Origin of the sequence: Streptomyces griseosporeus, from assembly GCF_014656055.1 — a bacterium.
Taxonomy (GTDB): domain Bacteria; phylum Actinomycetota; class Actinomycetes; order Streptomycetales; family Streptomycetaceae; genus Streptomyces; species Streptomyces griseosporeus.
Window position 1 is genome coordinate 1206183 of record NZ_BNBR01000002.1, and the last position, 23879, is coordinate 1230061.

A 23879-nucleotide genomic window follows, 5' to 3' on the forward strand; every position below is an offset into this window, starting at 1 on the left:
GGGCGGGTCGGCGGACCGCCCCGCGTCACCCCGCCGGCACCGGCTCCGGCAGCCCGACCGGCCAGGTGTGGACCGGCTCCCCCTGGTTCATCAGCTCCCGGTACCGCCGCGTCGTCGCGGCCAGCGCGGCCTCCCGGGACAGGCCGGCCTCCAGGGCCCGGTGGAAGGTGGCGGCCTGCCAGGACGCGCCGTTGGTGCGCCGCCGGCACCGCTCCTCGATGATGCCCAGGTACAGGTCGCGGTCGGCCCGCTCCACGCCCCACGCGTCGAGCCCCGCCTCGGCCAGCGGCAGCAGCTCGTCGCGGACCAGGCTCACCGCGTCGACCTCGGCGGTACCGCCCAGCCGGCCGCGGCGCGGCCACTCCAGGCGTGCGTCGATGCCGTACCGGCACGCGGCGTCGAAGTTGGCGGCGGCGGCCTCGAAGGGCATCCGGGTCCACACCGGCCGGCTGTCCTCGGCGAGGGCGCGCACCACGCCGTAGTAGAAGGCCGCGTTGGCGACGACGTCGGTGACGGTCGGCCCGGCGGGCAGGACCCGGTTCTCCACGCGCAGGTGCGGGACGCCGTCCGCGATGTCGTACACCGGCCGGTTCCAGCGGTAGATGGTGCCGTTGTGCAGGACGAGTTCGGAGAGCTTGGGCGCGCCGCCGGCCGCCACCACGGCCAGCGGGTCCTCCTCGTCGCAGATCGGCAGCAGCGCCGGGAAGTAGCGGATGTTCTCCTCGAACAGGTCGTAAGCCGAAGTGATCCAGCGCTCCCCGAACCAGGTGCGCGGCCGGACCCCCTGCGCCTGCAGTTCCGGCGGCCGGGTGTCGGTGGACTGCTGGAAGAGCGGCGGACGCGACTCGCGCCACAGTTCACGGCCGAACAGGAAAGGAGAATTCGCGCCGACGGCGATCTGCGCGGCGGCAATGGCCTGCGCCGCGTTCCACACGTCGGCGAAACGCGCCGGGGTGACCTGGAGATGCAATTGCACGGACGTACAGGCGGCTTCCGGCGCGATCGACTTGGATGTGCATGTCAATCGCTCCACACCGTCGATGTCGAGGGTGAAATCCTCTCCGCGCGCGGCCACGATCTGATTGTTCAACAAGGTGTAGCGGTCGACGTCGGAAAGATTGGACGAGACCAGGTCGTCCCGGTCCAGGGTGGGCAGAATGCCGATCATCGCTATGGCGGCGTCCACCTCCCCGGCCTTCCGGTCGGCATATGCCAGCGACGTGCGCAACTCCTCGGCGAGCCGATCGAATACGCGGCCGCCGAGCCGGTGGGGGGCTATGTTCACTTCCAGGTTGAACATGGCGAGTTCCGTCTGGAAGTCACGGCTCGCGATGCGCTCCAGCACTTCCGCGTTCAGCATTTTCGGCTGCCCGTCGGAGCCCACCAGATTCAGTTCGATCTCCAGGCCCATCAGGTTCTTCGGGCGATCGAACCGCTGCTGGGCCAGGAGCCGCTCCAGCCCCGACAGGCACTGCCGCAGCTTCTCGCGGTAGCGCTGGCGATCCGACAGGTCGAACTCGCCTGCCACGACCTTCTCGCCCATGCAACGTGTCCCTTCCTGGGGTGAGCGGCCCGCCGTCCGGCCGCCGGTGTCCGGGTCAGGGTGGATGATGCCCCGCCAGTGCGATCGATAACGTCCCGCGCTGCCGCCCCGCCGGGTAGGCTGGGCGAGGAGTCCGGCGGCACATTCACCGGGCAAGCCGCGGAGCGCAGTTTCACGAACACGGGATCTCGTGAAAAACGCCGACGAGAATTGGCCGACCGCTGCATGCGCATAGGCCGAGGTCACCCACTTGAGGCCGGTTCGAAATCGGGAGGATTCCCGCGTATCGTCGTCTCGATGACCTCTTGCCGAGTGTCACGGAAACGGCTAGACGAAACACAGTCTGAACACGTGTCGTATAAACTCCGCACACAAGGCAGAAGGTGGGCGCCCACGGTCCCCGCCTGGCGTCGTGGTGACCCGACGACAGGCCGCACGCACACCCCACGTCCCTGACCCCGGCCCCCGCCTCTCTGACCTCGATCGAGAGCTGACAGCGCCGTCCGCCCCCGCCCCGCCCTCGCGCCACCGTGCCTGTCGAATGAGAGGCGTCCCACCATGCCGCTGCATGTCCCTCCGGCTCCCGCGCCCGCACTGCGCTCCGTCCTCACGGCACTCGGTTCCCCCACCGCTGTCCGCGAAGCCCGGACCCCCTCGCTTCGCTCCGCCCAGCACCCCGCGATCCCCGACCTGCCCCTGCCCCTGCACGTCCTGGACCACGTCACGCCCGAGGGCGTCTCCGCCACCCGGCTCGCCGGCTGGCGCTTCCTCATCCGGTGCGGAGACCGCGCCGTCGCCGCCGCCGAGACCCGGCTCACGGCCGACGGCTGGACCTTCTCCCACTTCTTCGAGGGCCCGTACGTCACCTCCACCGAACGCGCGCTGCGCCAGGCCGAGTCGGTGACACAGCCGTACCAGCCGCGCCTGCTGTCCGTGCCCGGTCTGTACATGCTGACGCTCTGGCTGCACGGCGACTGCGCCTCCGACGGCACGGGCGGACACCCCGCCGCCACCGACCTGCTGGTGCCGCTGGCCCCCGCCCCGCCCGGCATCGCCGCCCACCTCCCGCACCGGGTCGCCGACCTGCTGCCGGTCCTCACGCACCGGGTGACCCCGGCCGCGCCCCCGCTGCTCGGCTCGCCCGCCTGACCGGCCGGCCGCGGCCTTCCGTGCCCCGACACGCATTTCCGCTGTCGGGGCACGCCCTTGCCCGCGCCCCGTCCGCCCTTTCCGGCAATCGCGCCGCAATTCGCTCGCCCGAGCGAGTACTCGCTCAGAAGTCCTGCCGCCCAGCTGGACTAGACACTCTGGGCCACGGCCAACCACCCAAAGTGACAGCGGAGTTGGAATGAACCGCCCGCCCGGGTGATGCGTCATCATTCTGTGAGAAGCGGTGCTGCGAAATCCCTGCGGAATGCCGCCCGTGGGGCAACACTGGATTCCAACCGAACGTGTCATCTACGGGGGCCGGACATGATCACGACAGAGCGAAAGATCCCATCCATGTGCCAGCACCAGCCGCCGTGTCCCACAGCCGAGTCCGCCGACCGGGAATCCGCCCGTCTCGTGGCACACCACCCCGAGCAGGGCTGGAGCCTCCTGTGCAACGGCGTACTCCTCTTCGAGGACACCGGTGAGCTTCTGCCGGACGGCCAGATCATCGCCCCGCACCGTCCGCTGGGCACCACACAGGTGATGACCGCCGCCTGAGCGGCCTCATCCCGGACGGCACCCGCCGCCCGCCGCACTCCACCGGGGCCGGCCCGCAGTCGACGTACTGCGCACCGGCCCCTCCGCATGCCCGCGGCCGCCCCTCCGCGGTCTTAACGGAAGCTTGACGCCTCCGGCCCCCTCAGCCGTGGGCCCGACCATCACGCTCTGCATACGCTGGTGCCGCCGTCCCGGTCACGACCTGAGACGTACCGAACCGCACCACAGGAGCACCCGATGGCCACGACCGAACATCCTCCTCCCAGTCGCCTGCGCGCCTGGATGCTGGAGGGCCTGTCCGACATGGGCAAGGGACACGGCCACCCGGGACCGCACGCGGCACCCGAGCCCCCGCACAAGGGCCAGCGCTGGTACCGCGTCATGTGCCTCACCGGCGTCGACTACTTCTCCACTCTCGGTTACCAGCCCGGCATCGCCGCCCTGGCCGCCGGTCTGCTGTCGCCGGTCGCGACGATCGTGCTGGTGATCGTGACGCTGGCGGGCGCCCTGCCCGTCTACCGCCGTGTGGCCCAGGAGAGCCCGCACGGCGAGGGCTCCATCGCGATGCTGGAGCGGCTGCTCTCCTTCTGGCAGGGCAAGCTGTTCGTGCTGACCCTGCTGGGCTTCGCCGCCACCGACTTCCTCATCACCATCACCCTGTCGGCCGCCGACGCCTCCACCCACCTCGTGGAGAACCCGCACCTGACCGGCACCCTGCACGACAAGCAGATGCTGATCACCCTGCTGCTCGTGGCCCTGCTCGGCGCGGTCTTCCTCAAGGGCTTCCTGGAGGCGATCGGCGTCGCCGTCGCCCTGGTCGGCACCTACCTGGCGCTCAACGTCGTCGTCGTGATCGTCGGCCTGTGGCACGTCGTCACGGCCGGGCACGTGGTCACCGACTGGTCCCACGCGCTGACCACCGAGCACGGAAACGTTTTTGCAATGGTCGGCGTCGCCCTCCTCGTCTTCCCGAAGCTCGCCCTCGGCCTCTCCGGCTTCGAGACCGGCGTCGCCGTGATGCCGCACGTCAGGGGCGACGCGGGCGACTCCGAGGAGAACCCCGCCGGCCGCATCCGCGACACCAGGAAGCTGCTGACCACCGCCGCGCTCATCATGAGCGGCTTCCTGATCGCCACCAGCTTCATCACCACGCTGCTGATCCCCGAGGACGCGTTCAAGTCGGGCGGCGACGCCAACGGCCGCGCCCTGGCCTACCTGGCCCACGACTACCTCGGCGGCGCCTTCGGCACGGTCTACGACGTCTCGACGATCGCCATCCTGTGGTTCGCCGGCGCTTCCGCGATGGCCGGTCTGCTCAACCTGATGCCCCGCTACCTGCCCCGCTACGGCATGGCCCCGCACTGGGCCCGCGCCGTGCGGCCCATGGTCATCGTCTTCACCCTGGTCGCCTTCCTGGTCACCTGGATCTTCGACGCCGACGTCGACGCCCAGGGCGGGGCCTACGCCACCGGCGTGCTCGTCCTGATCAGCTCCGCCGCGATCGCGGTGACCATCGCCGCCCGCAAGGCCGGCCAGCGCGGCTGGACCGTCGCCTTCGCCGTGATCTCGGCGGTCTTCCTCTACACCACCGTCGTCAACGTCATCGAGCGCCCCGACGGCGTGAAGATCGGCGCCTGCTTCATCGCCGGCATCATCCTGATCTCCCTGCTCTCGCGGCTGCTGCGCGCCTTCGAGCTGCGCGTGACGAGTGTGACCCTCGACCCCATGGCGGAGCGGTTCGTCCGGGACATGGCCAGCCGCAAGATACGGTTCATCGCCAACGAGCCCGACCGGCGCGACAAGGCCGAGTACCGCGACAAGATCGAGCAGATCCGCGCCGACAACGACGTCCCGGACCACGAGGACTTCGTCTTCGCCGAGGTGACGGTCACCGACCCGTCGGAGTTCGAGGCGGGCCTGACCGTGCGCGGCGAGGTCCTGCACAACCGGTACCGCGTCCTGACGCTGGAATCCTCCTCGATCCCCAACGCCCTGGCCGCCCTCCTGCTCCACGTACGGGACACGACCGGCTGCACCCCGCACATCTACTTCGAGTGGACCGAGGGCAACCCGTTCGCCAACTTCCTGCGCTTCTTCCTCTTCGGCCAGGGCGAGGTCGCCCCCGTCACCCGCGAGGTCCTGCGCGAGGCCGAACCGGACCGGGCCCGCCGGCCCCGCGTCCACACGGGCTGACCGGAGCCGTACGGCGCTGACGCCGGGCGCGGCGTGGCACTGACCCCGGGCACGGTGCGGTGCTGACCCGGGGCACGGGCGGCGCTGACCGGGCACGGTGCGGCGCTGACCCGGGCGCGGTGGGGCGAGGCGCCCGCCTATCGTGACCGGCATGCAGTCCTACACCATCGGCCAGGCAGCACGGCTGCTCGGCGTGAGCCCCGACACCGCGCGCCGCTGGGCGGACGCCGGGCGGATGACGACCCACCGCGACGACAGCGGACGGCGGCTGATCGACGGGCGCGACCTGGCCGCCTTCTCGGTGGAGCTGGCCCGGGGGGGCGGCGCCGACGAGGAGACGCCGTACACCTCGGTCCGCAACGCCTTCCCCGGCATCGTCACCGCGATCAAGCTCGGCGACGTCGCCGCCCAGGTCGAGATCCAGGCAGGACCGCACCGGCTGGTGTCCCTGCTGACCCGCGAGGCCGTGGAGGAGCTGGGCCTGGAGGTCGGCATGGAGGCCACGGCCCGGGTGAAGTCGACAAACGTGCATATCGACAGGAGCTGAGGAGAGCGACGGGAGCCCACCGCACGGTAGGAACGCACATGCCAACCGGATCTGGCGTACACCTGGCTCATGCGATGAGACAGCAGACGTATGCCTGGCAAGTGCGTCACTATGATCGGCATACAGGAGGGGTCCGCAGGGCTCCTCCCCGAGGTGCTGAGGGAGCAGATCCGTGATGACCCGACCCGCCGACCGCCACCGCCGGACCCTGAAGGCGGCCGCGGCCTCGGTCGCCGCGCTGCTGGCCCTGGGCGCGTGCTCCTCCTCCGGCGACGACGCCTCCGCCGGCTCCGGCGGATCGGCGTCCCCGAACGTGTCGGGCACGGTCACCGTCTTCGCCGCCGCCTCCCTCAAGGAGAGCTTCACCAAGCTGGGCGCGGCGTTCGAGAAGGCCCACCCCGGTACGGAGGTCAGCTTCAACTTCGGCGGCAGCGACACCCTCGCCGCCGGGATCACGGGCGGCGCCCCCGCCGACGTCTTCGCCGCCGCGAGCGCCAGGACGATGAAGACCGTCACCGACCAGGGGGAAGCGGCCGGCACCCCGGTCGTCTTCACGCGCAACCGGCTGGAGATCGCCACCCTGCCGGGCAATCCCGAGAAGATCGCCTCGCTCAAGGACCTCACCCGGTCCGGCCTCAAGGTCGTCCTGTGCGACAAGACGGTGCCGTGCGGCGCCGCCGCCGGGAAGGCCCTGGACGCCGGCGGGGTGAAGCTCACTCCCGTCTCGTACGAGGAGGACGTGAAGGGGGCCCTGAACAAGGTCGTCCTGAAGGAGGCCGACGCCGCCGTCGTCTACCGCACCGATGTGCGGGCCGCGGGTGACAAGGTGGAGGGCGTGGACTTCCCCGAGGCGGCCGAGGCCGTCAACGACTATCCGATCGCCCTGCTGAAGAACGCCCGGAACGCCACCGCGGCCAAGGCCTTCATCGACCTGGTGAGGTCCGCGGAGGGCCGGAAGGTGCTGACCGAGGCCGGGTTCCTCACGCCGTGACCTCCCTGGACAAGACCGGCGCCGCGGACACCCTCGCGGGTCGTCCGCGGCGCGCCCGTGCCCGCGCGGGTGTCCCGCTGCCGCTTCTGCTGCCGGCGCTGCTCGGCCTGGCCTTCCTCGTGCTGCCGCTGGTGGCGCTGCTGATCCGGGCCCCCTGGCGCAGCCTCCCGGAGCAGCTGACCAGCACGGAGGTGTGGCAGGCGCTCCAGCTGTCCCTCGTGTGCGCGACGAGCGCGACCGCGCTGAGCCTGGTCGTCGGCGTGCCCCTCGCGTGGCTGCTGGCCCGCGCCGACTTCCCCGGCCGCGGGCTGGTACGGGCCCTGGTGACGCTGCCGCTGGTGCTGCCCCCGGTCGTCGGAGGCGTCGCCCTGCTGCTCGCCCTCGGCCGCAACGGCGTCGTCGGCCGGTGGCTGGACTCCTGGTTCGGCATCACCCTGCCGTTCACCACGGCCGGTGTGATCCTCGCCGAGACGTTCGTGGCGATGCCGTTCCTCGTCATCAGCGTCGAGGGCACCCTGCGCGCCGCCGACCGGCGCTACGAGGAAGCGGCCCAGACCCTGGGCGCCTCCCGGTTCACCGCCTTCCGCCGGGTCACGCTGCCGCTGATCGCGCCGGGCATCGCCGCGGGCGCCGTCCTCGCCTGGGCGCGGGCGCTCGGCGAGTTCGGCGCGACGATCACCTTCGCGGGCAACTTCCCCGGCCGCACCCAGACCATGCCGCTGGCGGTCTACCTGGCCCTGCAGAACGACCCGGCGGCCGCGATCGCCCTGAGCCTGGTCCTGCTGGCGGTCTCCGTCGCGGTGCTGGCGGGCCTGCGGGACCGCTGGGTGACGGCGTCATGACCCGGGGACGCCTCGTGCGGAAGGCCACGGCCGCCGGGTGCACGTCGGGGAACGGCCTTGCGTGCACGTCGAGGTACGGCCCTGCGGACACGTCGGGGAACGGCCCTGCGGACACGTCGGGGAACGGCCCTGCGTGCACGTCGGGGAGCGGCGCCGCCTTGCCCGCGCGTCCGGCACCCTCCCCGCGCAGCCCCCTCCCCCGCCGCACCCACCGGACGACCGCCCCATGAGCGATGACCACCCCATGACCGACACCGCGCCCGCCGCACCCGACCCCGCCCCGGCCCCCGCCCCGGGCAACGCGGGAACCAACGCACCAGCGGCCGCAAGGCCCGGCGCCCCGGCCGACGCCGGGCTCGACGCGCGTCTGATCGTCGACCGCGGCTCCTTCCGCCTGGACATCGAACTGACCGCGGCCCCCGGCGACGTCGTCGCCCTGCTCGGCCCGAACGGCGCCGGCAAGACCACCGCCCTGCGCGCCCTGGCCGGCCTGGTCCCCCTGACCGGTGGCCGGCTGCGCCTGGACGGCACGGATCTGGACCGGCTGCCGCCCGAGGCCCGCCCGGTCGGCGTGGTCTTCCAGGACTACCTGCTCTTCCCGCACCTCACCGCGCTGGACAACGTGGCTTTCGGCCCCCGCTGCCGGGGCGCGGGCAAGGCCGAGGCCCGTGCGGAAGCGGCCGCGTGGCTGGACCGCATGGGGCTGGCCGACCACGCCGGCGCCAAGCCCCGCCACCTCTCCGGCGGCCAGGCCCAGCGCGTCGCCCTGGCCCGCGCCCTCGCGACCCACCCCCGCCTGCTCCTCCTGGACGAGCCCCTCGCGGCGCTGGACGCCCGGACCCGCCTGGAGGTCCGGGCCCGGCTCCGCCGCCACCTGGCCGCGTTCGAGGCGGTCGCCGTGCTGGTCACGCACGATCCGCTGGACGCCATGGTGCTGGCCGACCGGCTGGTCGTGGTCGAGCACGGGCGCATCGTGCAGGAGGGCACCCCCGCCGACATCGCCCGCCACCCCCGCACCGACTACATCGCCCAGCTGGTCGGCCTGAACCTCTACCGCGGCCGGGCCGACGGCCACACCGTCCGGCTCGACTCCGGCCCGGAGATCACCACCAGCGAGGAGCTGACCGGCCCGGTCTTCGTGGCGTTCCCGCCGGGCGCGGTCACCCTGCACCGCGACCGCCCCACCGGCTCCAGCGCCCGCAACCTCTGGCGCTGCGCCATCGAGGGCCTGGAGATCCACGGCGACCAGATCCGCGCCGACCTCACCGGCGAGCTTCCCCTCGCTGCCGACCTCACCACCGCCGCCGCGGCCGAGCTGGACCTGCACCCCGGCGCCCCGGTCTGGGCCACGGTCAAGGCGACCCAGACGCACGCCTATCCCGCCTGAGACAGCCAGAAGGGGCTCCCGCCGTCACCCGGCGGAAGCCCCTTCTCATACGGTCACTCGGTCACTCGGTCACTCAGTCCTCGTACGCGTCCAGCGGCGGGCACGAGCACACCAGGTTCCGGTCACCGAACGCCTGGTCGATACGGCGCACCGGCGGCCAGTACTTGTCCGCGACCGACACCCCGCCCGGGAAGACGGCCTCGTCGCGGCTGTAGGCGTGCTCCCACTCCCCGCTCAGCGCGCGGGCGGTGTGCGGGGCGTTGCGCAGCGGGTTGTCCTCCGCCGGCCACTCGCCGGAGCCGACCTTCTCGATCTCGGCGCGGATGGCGATCATCGCGTCGCAGAAACGGTCCAGCTCGGTGAGGTCCTCGGACTCGGTCGGCTCGATCATCAGCGTGCCGGCCACCGGGAAGGACATCGTCGGCGCGTGGAAGCCGTAGTCGATGAGCCGCTTGGCGACGTCGTCCACGCTCACGCCGGTCGCCTTGGTCAGCGGCCGCAGGTCGATGATGCACTCGTGCGCGACCAGGCCGCCCGGGCCGGTGTACAGCACCGGGTAGTGCGGCTCCAGGCGCTTGGCGATGTAGTTGGCGGACAGCACGGCCACCTGCGTGGCCCGCTTCAGGCCCTCGCCGCCCATCAGCCGGACGTACGACCAGGAGATGGGCAGGATCCCCGCGGAACCCCACGGAGCGGCCGAGATCGGCCCCACGCCGGTCTCCGGCCCGGCGGCGGGCTGGAGCGGGTGGTTGGGCAGGTACGGCGCGAGGTGCGAGCGCACGGCCACCGGGCCGACGCCCGGACCGCCGCCGCCGTGCGGGATGCAGAAGGTCTTGTGCAGGTTCAGGTGGGAGACGTCGCCGCCGAAGTGGCCGGGCTTGGCGAGGCCGACCAGGGCGTTGAGGTTGGCGCCGTCGACGTACACCTGGCCGCCCGCCTCGTGGACCCGGGCGCAGATGTCGGCGACGTGCTCCTCGAACACGCCGTGCGTGGACGGGTAGGTGATCATGAGCACCGCCAGCTCGTCGCGGTACTGCTCGATCTTGGCGCGCAGGTCCTCGACGTCGATCTCGCCGTCCCCGGCGGTCTTCACGACGACGACCTTCATCCCGGCCATCACGGCGCTGGCGGCGTTGGTGCCGTGCGCGGAGGACGGGATCAGGCACACCGTGCGCTGCTCGTCGCCGTTGGCGCGGTGGTAGCCGCGGACGGCCAGCAGACCGGCCAGCTCGCCCTGCGAACCGGCGTTGGGCTGCAGGCTGACCTTGTCGTACCCGGTGACCTCGGCCAGCCGCTCCTCCAGCTCACGGATGAGGGTCAGGTAGCCCTGCGCCTGCTCGGCCGGCGCGAAGGGGTGCAGCTGCCCGAACTCCGGCCAGGTGACCGGCTCCATCTCGGTGGTCGCGTTGAGCTTCATGGTGCACGAGCCGAGGGGGATCATGCCGCGGTCGAGCGCGTAGTCGCGGTCGGCGAGCCTGCGCAGGTAGCGCAGCATCGCCGTCTCGGAGCGGTGCTCGTGGAAGACGGGGTGGGTGAGGTAGGCGTCCGTGCGCAGCAGCGCCTCGGGCAGCGCGTCCCCGGTCGCCGCGTCCAGCGCCTCGACGTCGCCCTCGACACCGAAGGCCCGCCACACCGCGCCCAGCTGCGCCCGTCCGGTGGTCTCGTCGCAGGCCACGGAGACGTGGTCGGCGTCGACGAGGTACAGGTTGACGCCGTTCTCCCGGGCCGCGGCGACGACCTCGGCGGCCCGGCCGGGCACCCGCAGGGTCACCGTGTCGAAGAAGGAACCGTGCACGACCTCGACGCCGCCGGCGCGCAGGCCCTCGGCGAGGATCGCGGCGTACCGGTGCGTACGGCGGGCGATGGTCCGCAGCCCGTCCGGCCCGTGGTACACGGCGTACATGCCGGCCATGACGGCGAGCAGCACCTGAGCGGTACAGATGTTGCTGGTCGCCTTCTCCCGCCGGATGTGCTGCTCCCGGGTCTGCAGCGCGAGCCGGTAGGCCTTGTGGCCGTCCGCGTCCACGGACACGCCGACGAGCCGCCCGGGCAGGCTGCGCGCGAACTTCTCCTGTACGGCCATGTAGCCGGCGTGCGGCCCACCGAAGCCCATCGGCACACCGAAGCGCTGAGTGGTGCCGACCGCGATGTCCGCGCCCAGCTCTCCGGGCGACGTCAGCAGGGTCAGCGCGAGCAGGTCGGCGGCGACGGTGACGAGCGCGCCCAGCTCGTGTGCCTGGTCGATGACCGGCTTGAGGTCGCGAACGGCACCGGAGGCACCCGGATACTGCAGGAGGACGCCGTTGATCTCCCGCGCCGCGATGTCGGCCGGGATGCCCTCGCTGAGGTCGGCGACGACCACCTCGACGCCGGTCGGCTCGGCGCGCGTCTGGATCACGGCGATGGTCTGGGGCAGCGCGTCGGCGTCGACGAGGAAGAGGCCGTTCTTGTTCTTCCCCATGCGCCGGGACAGCGCCATGGCCTCGGCGGCGGCGGTGCCCTCGTCGAGCAGGGAGGCGCCGGAGGTCGGCAGGCCGGTCAGGTCGGCGACCATGGTCTGGAAGTTGAGCAGGGCCTCCAGCCGGCCCTGCGAGATCTCCGGCTGGTACGGCGTGTACGCCGTGTACCAGGCGGGGTTCTCCATGACGTTCCGCAGGACGACGGGCGGCGTGAAGGTGCCGTAGTACCCGAGGCCGATCATGGAGTCGAGGACCTGGTTGCGGTCGGCGAGCGAGCGCAGCTCTGCCAGCACCTCGGCCTCGGTCCGGGCGCCGGGGAGGTCCAGCGCGTCGGCGTTCTTGATCACATCAGGCACCGCGGCGGCGGTGAGCTCGTCCAGCGAGCCGTAGCCGACCTGGGCGAGCATCTTGGCCCGCGCCTCCTGGTCGGGCCCGATGTGGCGCTGCTCGAACGGAATGCCCTGTTCGAGCTCGGACAACGGGGTGCGGTGGGCGGTCATTGCGGAGGCCTCCTGGTCTGACGCGACCTTCGGGGGGCACCACGGCGCGGGTGCCCGAACGGCCTCCCCCTCTGTCATCTCAACCTGAGAGCTTCACCGGATGCGCTCCCTGAGCGCGCCCGGCTTGCACCGTCGGTGAGAGCGGAAGCCGTCGACACCCGCCCTGCTTTCCAGAGTGACCTCGTCCGTGCGGTACGTGTGCCTGAGAGATTCCGGGGAGGATTTGCTCCTTCGGCGCCCCCGGAAACCTCTCCGGAGGACTCTCCCGCACGGGGTCAGCAGCCATAGCCAGACTACCAGCGAGGTCAACGCCCGGGCCTTCGAGTGGCCGCCACCCGGAATCTGCTCTTTTGTAGTGCTGAGGGATGTATTGCGACCAAGTGGAGGGCGGCCCCGTGCAGACCGACATCGATCCGCGCAACCTGATCGGCCGCAAGGCGTTCGACCGCAACGGCGTCAAGATCGGCACCATCGACGAGGTCTACCTCGACGACGCCACGGGCGTCCCGGAGTGGGCCGCCATACGCACGGGCCTCTTCTCCCGCGACGCCTTCGTCCCCCTGGAGCCCAGCGAACTGGTCGAGGGCACCCTGCACGTCCCGTTCGACCGCGCCCTGATCAAGGACGCCCCCGACTTCGGCGTAGGCCGCCACCTCTCCCCCGAACAGGAACTCCAGCTCTACCACCACTACGGCCTGGACGTGGCCCCACCAACCCCCCTCCCCGACCACGACTTCGGCAAACTGGCAGGCACAGAAGACACCTGACCCACCACGCCGCCGCAGCGAACAGCCGTGCCGCCAGGCCGGCGCCCACCCTCCAGCGACGCCCTCCATCCGCCTAGCCGCGGGCAGTCGTGCCGCCAGGCCCGCGCCCACCCACCAGCGCCAGGCCGCCCGCCGACCTAGCTGCAGGCAGTCGTGCCCCGGAGGCCTGCCCCACCCAGCAACGGCAGGCCGCCTGCCGACTCAGCTGCGGGCAGTCGTGCCGCTGGGGCGGCACGGGTGGGCGCAGCGGCACCCCGCCAGCGCCGGGCCGCGCGACCCACCCCCGGCCGGCACCAGCGCCGGGCACGCAGAAACCGCCCCCGCCGCAGCACCCCGCCGGCTCACCCGCAAACTCCGCCCACAGAAGCCGCCCCCGGCTCCACCTCAGGCCGCACCAACGGCAACGGCTCCCCCACCTCCAAGTCAGGATCATCGACCCGAAACGTCCGCACCCGCCCCGGCTCCGACCACGGCGTCTCGAACCGCACCGTCACCCGCCCGAGCCCACTCCCCTGCACCCACCCAGGCCCGTACTCCGCATGCCGCACGTCATGCCCCGGATGCCACCGCCGCTCAGCCCCCTCGGCATCCCCCACGCCCCGCACACCGCCTTCCCCCTCAGCACCCTCCGCACCCTCATCGCCCCCTGCCCCCTCGACGGCCTTCGCCTCCGCCGCCTGCGCCACCAGAGCAAAAAGATCCTCCTGGGTGTAGTCGGCCAGCCCACTCACCCCGACCCCCAGCAACCGCACACCCCCAGTCGTATCCACCCCCTCCAGCAACCGCGCCGCAGCCTCCCGCACCACAGCCACGTCATCCGTCGGCCCCCGCAACGTCTCCGACCGCGTCAGCGTCGAGAAGTCGTACCGCCGCACCTTCAGCACGATCGTCCGCCCGGACAAACCCGCCCCCCGTAGCCTCCGCACACACCGGTCGGCCAGCCGCTGCACCTCCATCCCGATCCGCAGCCGGTCATGGATGTCGACGTCGTACGTGTCCTCCACGGAGACCGACTTCGCCTCCCGCTCGGCCACCACGGGCCGGTCGTCCCGCGCCAGCGCCATGGCGTACACCCCGTGCCCATGGGCCTTCCCCAGCAGCCGTACCAGCTCGTCCTCGCCCGCCTCGACGATCTCCTCGACGGTCGTGATCCCGGCCCGCCGCAGATGATCCCCCGTCGCCGGCCCGATCCCGGGCAGGGTCCGCACGGACATCGGCGCGAGCAACGCCCGCTCGGTACCCGGCTCGATCAGCACCAGCCCGTTCGGCTTGGCCTGCTCGGAGGCGATCTTGGCCAGCATCTTGGACGCGGCGAGCCCAACGGAACCAGTCAGTCCGGTCACCCCCCGGATGTCGGCCCGCAACCGCTCCCCCGCCAGCCGCGCCGACGCGCTGTCCCAGGCGGCTCCCCCGGCCTCCAGGTCCACGAACGCCTCGTCCAGGCTCAAGGGCTCCACCAGCGGCGACAGCTCCCGCAGCAGCCCCATCACCTGCTCGCTGATCGACCGGTAGAACCCGCCCCGCGGCGTCAGGTACGCGGCGTTCGGCGCCAGCCGCCGCGCCTGGGCCATCGGCATCGCCGAGTGCACCCCGAAGACCCGGGCCTCGTACGAGGCCGTCGCCACCACGCCACGCGGCCCGAGCCCGCCCACCACGACGGCCTTCCCGCGCAGGCTCGGCTTGGATGCCTGCTCCGCCTGAGCGAAGAAGGCATCCATGTCGAGATGCAGGATCGTAGGTGCGGTTCTCACATCTCCGATGCTGCACCACACCACTGACAATGCCCCCGCCGGACCACCCGGCAGGAACGGCACACCACACCCACCACGCACCGGACCGAGAGCCCGGCCGGGAAACCCCGGAAACCGCTCAGACGGCCCGGTTCCGCCTCCGCGCCAGCTCATCGGCCGGGTTGTGCCCGACGAGCGTCTCCCCGGTGTCGACCCGCTCACCGTGCAGCTGCGACAGGGCGCTCTCCACGTCCCGCCACACGACCCCGACGGCGATGCCGAAGATACCCTGGCCCCCCTGGAGCAGCGCGTGGACCTCGTCCGGCGAGGTGCACTCGTAGACCGTGGCCCCGTCGCTCATCAGCGTCATGCGCTCGAGGTCGGAGAACCCGCGCTCCCGCAGATGCTGGACGGCGGTACGGATGTTCTGGAGCGACACCCCGGTGTCCAGGAACCGCTTGACGATCTTCAGGACGACGACGTCCCGGAAGCTGTACAGGCGCTGCGTCCCCGACCCGTGGGCAGGCCGGACGCTCGGCTCGACGAGCCCGGTACGGGCCCAGTAGTCCAGCTGCCGGTACGTGATACCGGCGGCCGCACAGGCCGTCGGGCCCCGGTAGCCGATCTCCTCGGACGTCATGGACGTCGCCCCTCCGCTGCTCGGCACGGCCGTCGGTCGCTGCGGAGCGTGTTCGGCCGCGTTGCTGTGGTGGGGGTATCCCCTGGTGGAGCGGAGCCGAGAGCTCGGGGGCGGGTACGGACCGCTCGCCCCGAGACCGGGTCCGGGGGCACCCCCAGCCAAACCGTCGCCGCTGCTTCTCACGCCGACCTCCGTCCTTGACCTGCCTTCTCGACGGTAGGCAGCCACCAGGGGTGCGTCAACGACCGCCACACTCGGCACGCCGAGTGATAATCACCCTGGGAGTGGTTTGCCGTACCCCACCGCGGGGAAAGGCTAGCCGAATGCTCTCGGAGACGGCCGCAGGACGCTCGCACTGGCCGTTGGCACGTGCCGGATTTCTCACGCCGCGGAGACCGTACGGCGCCCGGGACACACCCGGGACAGGCCGCCCCGCGGACCACCGCTCCGCCGGACCGGCCACGCCCCGCCGACGTGCCTACTGATTGCTGGTGCCGAAGTCCTCGGGCGAGATCTGGTCGAGGAACTCGCGGAACTTCTCCACCTCGTCCTCCTGCTCGTCCGGGATCGCGATGCCCGCGTCGTCGAGCACCGCGTCACTGCCGTAGATCGGCGTGCCGGTGCGCAGGGCCAGCGCTATGGCATCGGACGGGCGGGCGCTCACCTCGACCCCGCTGGCGAAGACCAGCTCGGCATAGAAGACGCCCTCACGCAGGTCCGTGATGCGCACTTCGGTGAGCTCCTGGCCTACGGCTTCCAGCACGTCCTTGAACAGGTCGTGGGTCAGCGGCCTGGCGGGGGCCATGCCCTGCTGGGCGAAAGCGATCGCCGTCGCCTCCCCCGGCCCGATCCAGATGGGGAGGTAGCGGTCGCCTCCCACTTCCCGCAGGAGCACGATCGGTTGGTTGGAGGGCATTTCGACCCGGACACCTACGACATCGAGCTCGTTCACACAGCAACCCTAGGCCGTGCCCGGGACGTTTGGGTAGTCGGGCCCGGAACGCGTGGCCGATCACGCACGGCTCACACCGCCGTCCCGGGGCCGTCTCAGGGCAGCCGCACCCCGAGCGCCGTCTGCACGAGCGCCGCGTGCAGCTTGACCGTGAGCCCCGCCAGCTCCTTCGTCCGCGCCTCCGCCAAGGTTCTGGTCTGCGGATTCCGGTGCCGCTTCAGCGGTGCCACCACCTGGTCCACCAGCCCGGCCTCCCGGTCGGCGGCGGCCTTCATCACGCGCAGGTGCCGCGGCTCGATCCCGAACCGGCCGAGCTGGACGATGAGCGAGGCGACGGTGACCGCCTCCGCGTCGTAGACGCCCTCCTCCAGCGGAGTGATGAGCCCGTACGACTCCCACTCCTCCAGCTCCTTGTCACCGATGTCCGCCGCGGCCAGCAGCTCGGCCCGCCCGATGCGCGCCGCGGTCGGCTCCTCGGACGGCTCCCCCACGCTCTCGCCGTCCCGCTGCCGGCTCAGCGCGGGCAACCGCACGGCCTCGCCGCGCTCCATCGCGTCCAGATGCTCACGGATCACCTTCAGCGGCAGATAGTGGTCACGCTGCATCCGCAGCACCTGAGCCAGGCGCTCCACATCCTCCGGGCTGAACTTGCGGTATCCCGACGGGGTCCGCTGCGGCTCGATGAGCCCCTCCGACTCCAGGAAGCGGATCTTGGAGATGGTGACCTCGGGGAACTCGTCGCGCAGCACGTTCAGCACCGTGCCGATGCTCATCAGCCCACTGTCCGCGGCGGCGGTACCGCTGCCGGCACCGCCGCTCGGTGTTCGAAGCATGGACCTTCCCTGGGGGGTGCCCCCCGGACGGGCGTCCGGGGGTGGGTCAGTAACCCCGCTGGCTCGCGTAGAAGACCAGCCGGTACTTGCCGATCTGCACCTCGTCACCGTTCGACAGAGCGACCTGGTCGATCCGCTCGCGGTTGACGTAGGTGCCGTTGAGGCTGCCCACGTCGGCGACCGTGAACGTGCCGTCCGGGCCGCGCCGGAACTCCACGTGGCGGCGGGAGACCGTCACGTCGTCCAGGAAGATGTCGCTCTGCGGGTGACGGCCGGCCGTGGTCAGCTCGCCGTCCAGCAGGAACCGGCTGCCCTGGTTCGGACCCCGGCGCACCACCAGCAGCGCGGAGCCCACCGGCAGCGCGTCGACGGCCGCCTGCGCCTCCGGGGAGAGCGCCGGCATCTGCGTCTGCCCCGTGACCTCGGCGTCGTAGGCCTCGATGCCGGAGATGGAGATCGTCGACGTCGTCTCGGACGCCCGCTCGGGGACAGCGCCCGGCCGCAACGGCGCGCCGCAGTTGGAGCAGAAGCGGCTGTTCTCCGCGTTGCGGTTACCGCACCTCGTACACACCAGGGCCGACATAGGGGAAAACCCTCCACCCGTACTTGAGGTTGACGGTTGTCCGAAACCTATGCCGCCGGACTGGGCAGGGTCAACAGACGGCGCGCCCGGAACGTCACCCCCCGGACCGGCCACCTGGTCCCGGAACAGCGGACGCTGGCCCTCCGCGTCAGGCTGTGCGCGATGACGAGCGGTGGCATTGTCGCTGCCCTCTCGCGCGCTCTTGCCGAACAACTTCGCAAACAACTTCACGGGCGATTCCCCTTGACCGAAACAGACCCGCCCGTGGGGCAGGACGAACCCTGACTGAACACACCGGTCGACCCGGACATCCTCACAACGTCCGTATCCACCAGACAGTTTCCACCACGCACCACCTCTTCGGTGCGCCGACCCCCCGCAACCTCATGCCCTTGCCGGACGGCTCGCATGCACCCCCGGTTCACTGGGAGGACGACCGAGCGTAGTCAGGCCGCTTCGCCGCTCGCAAGGCGTCCACAACGATCTTGTCGGATCGCTCCACGACCACCGTGGCCTGCTCCTTCTCCAGAGTCTGCACCACGCCTCCCGGGATGTTGAGCGCCGGTTCGAGATCCTGCGGCTTGCCGATGACCTTGAAACGATAGGGCGCGGTGATCTTGTTCCCGTCGACGCTGACACTCTTGCCGGAATCCGTCAGATAGGTGCTCGCGACGACACGCACGCCGTTCACCTGGATCGCCTCCGCGCCGGCGGCGCGCAGCTCCTGGATCGCGTCGAGCAGCATGTCGGCCTCGACCGTCCCCTTCGTGTCGTCGATCGTCATCGTGATGCCGGGCCCCTGAGCGGCCACCGTGCCCGCCAGGATGCCGAGTTGGCGTTCCCTCTCGGCCGTCTGCTTGCGGGCCTCCTCGGCCTGGTCGGAGCTGTTCTCCAGCTCCTCCCGCTGCTTCTCGAGCCCTTCCTTCTCGTCCTCAAGACGCTGCGTACGGTCATCCAGTTCATCGAGGATGCGAACAAGATCCTCCTGGCGTGCCCCGCGCAGGGCGCTGTCGTTGTCGCTGTTCGAGGCGACCTGCACGGCCAGGCCGAAGCCGAGGCCGAACAGCAGCAGCGCGACGATGAGTTGGGCCCGGCTGACGCGCGGCGGCCACAGCCCCTTCACCAGCCGCCGGCGACCGGTCAGCCGGGGCTCGGCGGGGCTCTCCTCCGTGGGCGTGGCCGGCGCGGGCGCCGCCGGCACCTCCTCGGGCAGCTCCTTGCGCAGCGGGTTCTCGGGGGACTCGTCCTGGTTGCTCATCGGCCTCACGCCCGGAACACGTGCCGGCGGATCGCCGCCGCGTTGGAGAAGATGCGGATGCCGAGGACGACCACTACACCGGTGGACAGCTGGGCGCCGACGCCCAGCTTGTCGCCCAGGAACACGATCAGCGCGGCGACGACCACGTTGGACAGGAACGACACCACGAACACCTTGTCGTCGAAGATGCCGTCGAGCATGGCCCGCAGACCGCCGAACACCGCGTCGAGCGCCGCGACGACGGCGATCGGCAGATACGGCTCGACGGCCGCCGGAACCTCCGGCCGGACCAACAGTCCGGCCACGACTCCCACGACGAGGCCCAGTACGGCGATCACGATGTGCCCTTCTCGGAATGCTCGGTCTTCGGCTGTGCGGTGCTCGACTGTGCGGTACTCGGCTGGGCCGGGTGCGGCTGCGCCGTGCGGACGATCACGCTCGGCGCGGCGGGCAGCCGGAGATCGTCCTGGACGGAGATGCTGGTCCTGATGCCGTAGTTCTCCTGCAGCGCGTGCAGGTAGAGCCCGTCGGCACTGTCCTGGAACCGGGTGCTGAGCTGCCGGCCGTCCCCCACCGCGAGCACCGTGTACGGCGGCACCAGCGGCTTGTTGTCGACCAGTATGGCGTCCCCCGCGGCCCTGATCGCCGACAGCGCGGTCAGCCGCTGTCCGTTGATGGAGACGGCCTCCGCGCCGGACTCCCACAGCCCGTTGATCACACGCTGCATGTCCCGGTCGCGCACCCGCCCCGTGTCGGAGAACCCGCTGGTCTCGCGGGGGTCGCCGTCGCCGCCGGTGCTGGCCTCCTCGGCGTCGTCGACGACGAGCTTCACACCGGGGCCGTGCACCTCGGTGGCGCCGGCGAGGATGCCGACGAGTTCGGCCTGGTCGTCACCGCCGCTCTTCTTCAGCGCCTCCCGCTGGCGCGCGCTCACGTCGTCGCGCAGCTTGTCGACGCTGTCCTCCAGCGTGTCCGCCGCATCGGTCTCGCGGTCGATGCGGTCGATCAGCTCCTCGCGCTCCTTGGCGACGACGGGCGCGGCGACCCGTGCCTGCGCCGCGCCGACGGTGACGACGAGCGCGGCGAGAACCAGCCCCGCGGCGAGCCCCAGCTTCGCTCTGAGCGTCTTGGGCAGGCCGCCCTCGCCCGCGGCCTTCTTGCGGGCTGCGGCCTCGGCATAGCCGTCGTCGAGGCTGTGGTCCATGACGTTGGTGAGCAACGACATGGACGCGTCCGGCCGCGACGGGGGCGTACGACTGCTCCGAACGGGGGGCTGCTGCGGCATGCCGCACATCGTCGCACGTCGCCGCCACTACCTCCGAACGGCCCCACCGGCGTGCCGGACGGGCCCCCGCGGGGACACCTGTCCGGCACGCGCGTGTACGGCCGTTCTACCGGCCGGCGCTGTCCACGACGGCCGACCACTCGTCGAGCAGGGCCTGCGCGGAGGCGTCGTCCGGGCCCTCCGCCCACAGGCGGGTGACGGCCTCGGCCGGGTCGGGCAGCACCATGACCCAGCGCCCGTCGGCCTCCACGACGCGGACGCCGTCCGTGGTGTCCACGAACCGGTCTCCGGCCTCCTCGACGACCCGCCGCATGACGAGCCCCTTCACCGCCCACGGAGTCGCCAGATCCCGCTTGAGGACGTGCGCCCGCGGAATCCGCGCGTCGATCTGGCTCAGCGTGAGCTGGGTCCGCGCGACCAGCCCGATCAGTCGTACGAAGGCCGCCGTGCCGTCGTAGACACTGCTGAACTCGGGGACGATGAAGCCGCCCTTGCCGTCACCGCCGAAGATCGTCCCTTCCTCGCCACCGACCCGGGTCAGGTCGTCCGGAGAGGTGGTCGTCCATTCCACCTGCGTGCCGTGGTAGGCGGCGACCTGCTCGGCGATCCGCGTGGTGGTGACGGGAAGCGCCACACGCCCGCTGCGCCGCTCGGCGGCGACCAGATCGAGCATGACCAGCAGCGCCCGGTCGTCCTCGATGATCCGGCCCTTCTCGTCGACCAGCGACAGCCGCTCGCCGACCGGGTCGAACCGCACACCGAACGCCGCGCCCGAGGACGCCACGATCTCCCCGAGCCGCACCAGCCCCGACCGTCGCATCTCGGCCGTCTCGGTGGGCCGGGACTCGTCGAGACCGGGGTTGATGGTCAGCGAGTCCACCCCGAGCTTGCCGAGCAGGCTGGGCAGCACGAGACCCGCGCTGCCGTTCGACGCGTCGACGACGACCTTCAGCCCGGACTCGGCGATCCCGGTGGTGTCGACGTTCCGCAGCAGCGACCCGGTGTACGAGTCGAAGACGCTGGCCGGGAAGTGCAGGTCACCGATCTCACCGGGGAACGCACGCCGGTACTCCTGCCGCGCGAAGACCCGGTCCAGCTTGCGCTGGCTGCCCTGCGACAGGTCGGCGCCCTGGCTGTCGAAGAACATGATGTCCACGGAGTCCGGCACACCGGGCGTGGTCCGGATCATGATGCCGCCGGCGCTGCCCCGCGCGGTCTGCTGCCGCGCCACGGGCAGCGGTACGTTCTCCAGGTCCCGTACGTCGATGGCGCTGGCCTGCAGCGCGGAGATCACCGCCCGCTTCAGCGCGCGGGCACCACGGGAGTGGTCGCGCGCGGTGGTGACGGTGGAGCCCTTCTTCAAGGTGGTGGCGTAGGCGCCGGCCAGCCGGACGGCGAGCTCCGGGGTGATCTCGACGTTGAGGATGCCGGAGACACCGCGCGCGCCGAACAGATGCGCCTGGCCGCGCGACTCCCAGATCACCGAGGTGTTGACGAAGGCGCCGGCCTCGATGGTCTTGAAGGGGTAGACGCGCACATTGCCCTGGACGATCGATTCTTCGCCGATCAGGCACTCGTCGCCGATGACCGCGCCGTCCTCGATCCTGGCCGCCCGCATGACGTCGGTGTTCTTGCCGACGACACAGCCCCGCAGGTTGCTGTGCTGTCCGACGTACACGTTGTCGTGCACCACGGCCTTGTGGAGGAAGGCACCCGACTTCACGACCACGTTGGAGCCGACGACGGTGTGCTCTCTGATCTCCGCGCCGGCCTCCACCTTGGCGTAGTCGCCGATGTAGAGCGGGCCGCGCAGGACGGCGTCGGGGTGCACCTCGGCGCCCTCCGCCACCCATACGCCCGGGGAGATCTCGAAACCGTCGATCTCGACGTCGACCTTGCCCTCCAGGACGTCGGCCTGCGCCTTCACATAGCTCTCGTGGGTACCGACGTCCTCCCAGTAGCCCTCGGCGACATAGCCGTAGATCGGCTTGCCTTCCTTCATCAGCTGAGGGAAGACGTCACCGGACCAGTCGACGGGGACATCGGGCTCGACGTAGTCGAACACCTCGGGCTCCATGACGTAGATGCCCGTGTTCACGGTGTCCGAGAAGACCTGCCCCCAGGTCGGCTTCTCCAGGAAGCGCTCGACCTTGCCCTCTTCGTCGACGATGGTGATGCCGAACTCCAGCGGGTTGGGCACACGCGTCAGGCAGACCGTGACGAGGGCGCCCTTCTCCTTGTGGAAGTTGATCAGCTCGGTGAGGTCGAAGTCGGTCAGGGCGTCACCGGAGATCACGAGGAAGGCATCGTCCTTCAGTGCCTCTTCGGCGTTTTTCACGCTTCCGGCGGTACCGAGTGGCTTCTCCTCGTTGGCATAGGTGAGCTCCATGCCGAGCTCTTCGCCGTCACCGAAGTAGTTCTTGACCAGTGACGCCAGGAACTGAACAGTTACGACGGTCTCATTGAGCCCATGCCTTTTCAGCAGCCGCAGCACGTGCTCCATGATCGGCCGGTTGGCCACCGGCAGGAGCGGCTTGGGCATGCTTGAGGTCATGGGACGAAGGCGTGTGCCTTCGCCACCGGCCATCACGACGGCCTTCATGTCGGAAGCGTCCTCCTCGAAGAGACGACGGTCTGACCGACTTCACTCGTCCAGATTGTCCCGCACTTTTCCGTCGCGGGCCATCGAGAGGCACGACTCACCGCCATTGGTGAGAGTTCAGTCGGCCATGGCGTCCGCACGAACCAGACGGCGGACCTGTACCACGTAAAGGACTCCTGCCCACCAGTACAGCGTTGTACCCCATCCGGCGAACGCCCATCCGAAAATAGCAGCGAGTGACGAGATCCATCCGCTTCCGTCACTGAGCAGCAGGAGCGGGAACGCGTACATCAGGTTGAAGGTGGCGGCCTTGCCGAGGAAGTTGACCTGGGGCGGCGGATAGCCGTGCCGCCTGAGGATTCCCACCATCACCAGGAGGACCAGCTCCCGCGCGAGCAGTACAGCGGTCAACCAGATCGGCAGAATCTCCCGCCAGGTCAGGCCGACGAGCGTGGAAAGGATGTACAGCCGGTCGGCCGCGGGGTCGAGCAGCCGGCCGAGGCTGCTGATCTGATTCCAGCGCCGGGCGAGCTTGCCGTCCAGGTAGTCGCTGACGCCGCTGAACGCCAGCACGAGCAGCGCCCACCCGTCGCTCTTCGGCCCGCCGAACTCCGGCCGCAGAATGAGCCACAGGAAGACGGGCACGCCGACGAGGCGCGCCATGCTGAGAATGTTGGGGATGGTGAGGACCCGGTCAGTCTGGACACGGGTCTCCTGGACCTCCACCCGGGGGCCTCCGTAGGAAACGAGCCAACGATGCCCCCTGACCTTACCTCAACGCAAAAAAGCTCTGGCCCTCGGGCTGTCTGCCCAAGAGCCAGAGCTCTAAAAGGAGTTCGGCGGCGTCCTACTCTCCCACAGGGTCCCCCCTGCAGTACCATCGGCGCTGTGAGGCTTAGCTTCCGGGTTCGGAATGTAACCGGGCGTTTCCCTCACGCTATAACCACCGAAACACTATGAAACTGTCGAACAATGCCGCACCGCATGAGACCATGCGGGGCCGTTCGTGGTTTCAGAACCAACACAGTGGACGCGAGCAACTGAGGACAAGCCCTCG

Annotated in this window: 20 protein-coding genes, 1 rRNA gene and 1 riboswitch; of the genes, 8 read left to right on the forward strand and 13 right to left on the reverse strand. The window is 70.7% G+C overall.

The genetic code is table 11. The features are described from left to right. Nucleotides 1-25: 25 nt before the first annotated feature. On the reverse strand, nt 26-1543 hold the full coding sequence (locus IE308_RS14665) for a glutamate-cysteine ligase family protein (protein ID WP_110626795.1): 1518 nt from the start codon (nt 1541-1543) through the stop codon (nt 26-28). 558 nt (nt 1544-2101) lie between these two features. On the opposite strand from IE308_RS14665, the gene IE308_RS14670 reads away from it, so the two are divergent. The 7 genes from IE308_RS14670 (at nt 2102) to IE308_RS14700 (ending at nt 9213) form a co-directional block, all read left to right on the forward strand. Next, complete coding sequence (locus tag IE308_RS14670) at nt 2102-2692, forward strand: hypothetical protein (protein WP_190218237.1); 591 nt, start codon at nt 2102-2104, stop codon at nt 2690-2692. Between the two features lie 354 nt (nt 2693-3046). Then, the gene (locus IE308_RS14675; RefSeq protein ID WP_110626797.1) at nt 3047-3253 is read left to right on the forward strand and encodes a DUF5999 family protein; all 207 of its coding nucleotides are present in this window, start codon (nt 3047-3049) and stop codon (nt 3251-3253) included. A 237-nt stretch (nt 3254-3490) separates the two neighbouring features. Beyond that, the gene (locus tag IE308_RS14680) at nt 3491-5446 is read left to right on the forward strand and encodes an APC family permease (RefSeq protein WP_190218238.1); all 1956 of its coding nucleotides are present in this window, start codon (nt 3491-3493) and stop codon (nt 5444-5446) included. Nucleotides 5447-5597: 151 nt separating this feature from the next. Continuing rightward, nucleotides 5598-5993, forward strand: a complete 396-nt coding sequence (locus IE308_RS14685) for a TOBE domain-containing protein (protein ID WP_190218239.1) — start codon at nt 5598-5600, stop codon at nt 5991-5993. 175 nt (nt 5994-6168) lie between these two features. After that, nucleotides 6169-6984 carry a molybdate ABC transporter substrate-binding protein gene (gene modA, locus IE308_RS14690; RefSeq protein ID WP_190218240.1) on the forward strand — a complete coding sequence of 272 codons (816 nt, stop codon included), beginning with the start codon at nt 6169-6171 and terminating at the stop codon, nt 6982-6984. Then, nucleotides 6981-7826 (forward strand): molybdate ABC transporter permease subunit, encoded by an 846-nt coding sequence (gene modB / locus IE308_RS14695; protein ID WP_190218241.1) that lies wholly within the window; start codon nt 6981-6983, stop codon nt 7824-7826. Before modA ends, modB begins: the two co-directional genes overlap by 4 nt. A 226-nt stretch (nt 7827-8052) precedes the next feature. Beyond that, complete coding sequence (locus tag IE308_RS14700; protein ID WP_229908868.1) at nt 8053-9213, forward strand: ABC transporter ATP-binding protein; 1161 nt, start codon at nt 8053-8055, stop codon at nt 9211-9213. 73 nt (nt 9214-9286) lie between these two features. On the opposite strand, the gene gcvP is transcribed toward IE308_RS14700, so the two are convergent. Then, the gene (gene gcvP, locus IE308_RS14705; protein ID WP_190218242.1) at nt 9287-12172 is read right to left on the reverse strand and encodes an aminomethyl-transferring glycine dehydrogenase; all 2886 of its coding nucleotides are present in this window, start codon (nt 12170-12172) and stop codon (nt 9287-9289) included. A gap of 180 nt (nt 12173-12352) precedes the next feature. Beyond that, nucleotides 12353-12450, reverse strand: a riboswitch (glycine riboswitch). 117 nt (nt 12451-12567) lie between these two features. Here gcvP and IE308_RS14710 point away from each other — a divergent pair. After that, the gene (locus tag IE308_RS14710) at nt 12568-12939 is read left to right on the forward strand and encodes a PRC-barrel domain-containing protein (protein ID WP_110636143.1); all 372 of its coding nucleotides are present in this window, start codon (nt 12568-12570) and stop codon (nt 12937-12939) included. Nucleotides 12940-13280: 341 nt separating this feature from the next. Here IE308_RS14710 and IE308_RS14715 read toward each other — a convergent pair whose 3' ends face one another. From IE308_RS14715 to rrf, 11 genes are all read right to left on the reverse strand, one after another. Beyond that, nucleotides 13281-14690 carry a DNA polymerase IV gene (locus tag IE308_RS14715; RefSeq protein WP_190218325.1) on the reverse strand — a complete coding sequence of 470 codons (1410 nt, stop codon included), beginning with the start codon at nt 14688-14690 and terminating at the stop codon, nt 13281-13283. 118 nt (nt 14691-14808) lie between these two features. Next, nucleotides 14809-15492, reverse strand: a complete 684-nt coding sequence (locus IE308_RS14720) for a MerR family transcriptional regulator (protein ID WP_110626803.1) — start codon at nt 15490-15492, stop codon at nt 14809-14811. Between the two features lie 295 nt (nt 15493-15787). Continuing rightward, the gene (locus IE308_RS14725; RefSeq protein ID WP_110626804.1) at nt 15788-16261 is read right to left on the reverse strand and encodes a bifunctional nuclease family protein; all 474 of its coding nucleotides are present in this window, start codon (nt 16259-16261) and stop codon (nt 15788-15790) included. Nucleotides 16262-16356: 95 nt separating this feature from the next. Then, entirely contained in the window at nt 16357-17094 is a 738-nt protein-coding gene (gene ftsR, locus IE308_RS14730) for a transcriptional regulator FtsR (RefSeq protein WP_190218243.1), read from the reverse strand. Nucleotides 17095-17140: 46 nt separating this feature from the next. Continuing rightward, complete coding sequence (locus IE308_RS14735) at nt 17141-18016, reverse strand: FHA domain-containing protein (RefSeq protein ID WP_190218326.1); 876 nt, start codon at nt 18014-18016, stop codon at nt 17141-17143. Nucleotides 18017-18098: 82 nt separating this feature from the next. Then, nucleotides 18099-18935 carry a DUF881 domain-containing protein gene (locus IE308_RS14740; protein WP_190218244.1) on the reverse strand — a complete coding sequence of 279 codons (837 nt, stop codon included), beginning with the start codon at nt 18933-18935 and terminating at the stop codon, nt 18099-18101. A gap of 5 nt (nt 18936-18940) precedes the next feature. Continuing rightward, entirely contained in the window at nt 18941-19273 is a 333-nt protein-coding gene (locus tag IE308_RS14745) for a small basic family protein (RefSeq protein ID WP_003977440.1), read from the reverse strand. Beyond that, nucleotides 19270-20220 (reverse strand): DUF881 domain-containing protein, encoded by a 951-nt coding sequence (locus IE308_RS14750; RefSeq protein WP_190218245.1) that lies wholly within the window; start codon nt 20218-20220, stop codon nt 19270-19272. The genes IE308_RS14745 and IE308_RS14750 overlap by 4 nt, the downstream gene beginning before the upstream one ends. Before the next feature lie 106 nt (nt 20221-20326). Further along, nucleotides 20327-22822, reverse strand: a complete 2496-nt coding sequence (locus IE308_RS14755) for a mannose-1-phosphate guanyltransferase (protein WP_110626809.1) — start codon at nt 22820-22822, stop codon at nt 20327-20329. A 117-nt stretch (nt 22823-22939) separates the two neighbouring features. Continuing rightward, complete coding sequence (gene clsA / locus IE308_RS14760; RefSeq protein ID WP_110626810.1) at nt 22940-23548, reverse strand: cardiolipin synthase ClsA; 609 nt, start codon at nt 23546-23548, stop codon at nt 22940-22942. Between the two features lie 108 nt (nt 23549-23656). Next, a 5S ribosomal RNA gene (gene rrf / locus IE308_RS14765) occupies nt 23657-23773 on the reverse strand. Nucleotides 23774-23879 lie beyond the last annotated feature (106 nt).

What these genes read in the sequence shown, in the direction of transcription:
- IE308_RS14680 (WP_190218238.1), top strand. Translation starts at nt 3,491, where the DNA reads ATGGCCACGACCGAACATCCTCCTCCCAGTCGCCTGCGCGCCTGGATG.
- IE308_RS14755 (WP_110626809.1), bottom strand. Translation starts at nt 22,822, where the DNA reads ATGAAGGCCGTCGTGATGGCCGGTGGCGAAGGCACACGCCTTCGTCCC.
- ftsR (WP_190218243.1), bottom strand. Translation starts at nt 17,094, where the DNA reads ATGCTTCGAACACCGAGCGGCGGTGCCGGCAGCGGTACCGCCGCCGCG.
- IE308_RS14675 (WP_110626797.1), top strand. Translation starts at nt 3,047, where the DNA reads ATGTGCCAGCACCAGCCGCCGTGTCCCACAGCCGAGTCCGCCGACCGG.
- IE308_RS14740 (WP_190218244.1), bottom strand. Translation starts at nt 18,935, where the DNA reads ATGAGCAACCAGGACGAGTCCCCCGAGAACCCGCTGCGCAAGGAGCTG.
- IE308_RS14665 (WP_110626795.1), bottom strand. Translation starts at nt 1,543, where the DNA reads ATGGGCGAGAAGGTCGTGGCAGGCGAGTTCGACCTGTCGGATCGCCAG.
- IE308_RS14670 (WP_190218237.1), top strand. Translation starts at nt 2,102, where the DNA reads ATGCCGCTGCATGTCCCTCCGGCTCCCGCGCCCGCACTGCGCTCCGTC.
- IE308_RS14685 (WP_190218239.1), top strand. Translation starts at nt 5,598, where the DNA reads ATGCAGTCCTACACCATCGGCCAGGCAGCACGGCTGCTCGGCGTGAGC.
- modA (WP_190218240.1), top strand. Translation starts at nt 6,169, where the DNA reads ATGACCCGACCCGCCGACCGCCACCGCCGGACCCTGAAGGCGGCCGCG.
- IE308_RS14750 (WP_190218245.1), bottom strand. Translation starts at nt 20,220, where the DNA reads ATGCCGCAGCAGCCCCCCGTTCGGAGCAGTCGTACGCCCCCGTCGCGG.
- IE308_RS14700 (WP_229908868.1), top strand. Translation starts at nt 8,053, where the DNA reads ATGAGCGATGACCACCCCATGACCGACACCGCGCCCGCCGCACCCGAC.
- gcvP (WP_190218242.1), bottom strand. Translation starts at nt 12,172, where the DNA reads ATGACCGCCCACCGCACCCCGTTGTCCGAGCTCGAACAGGGCATTCCG.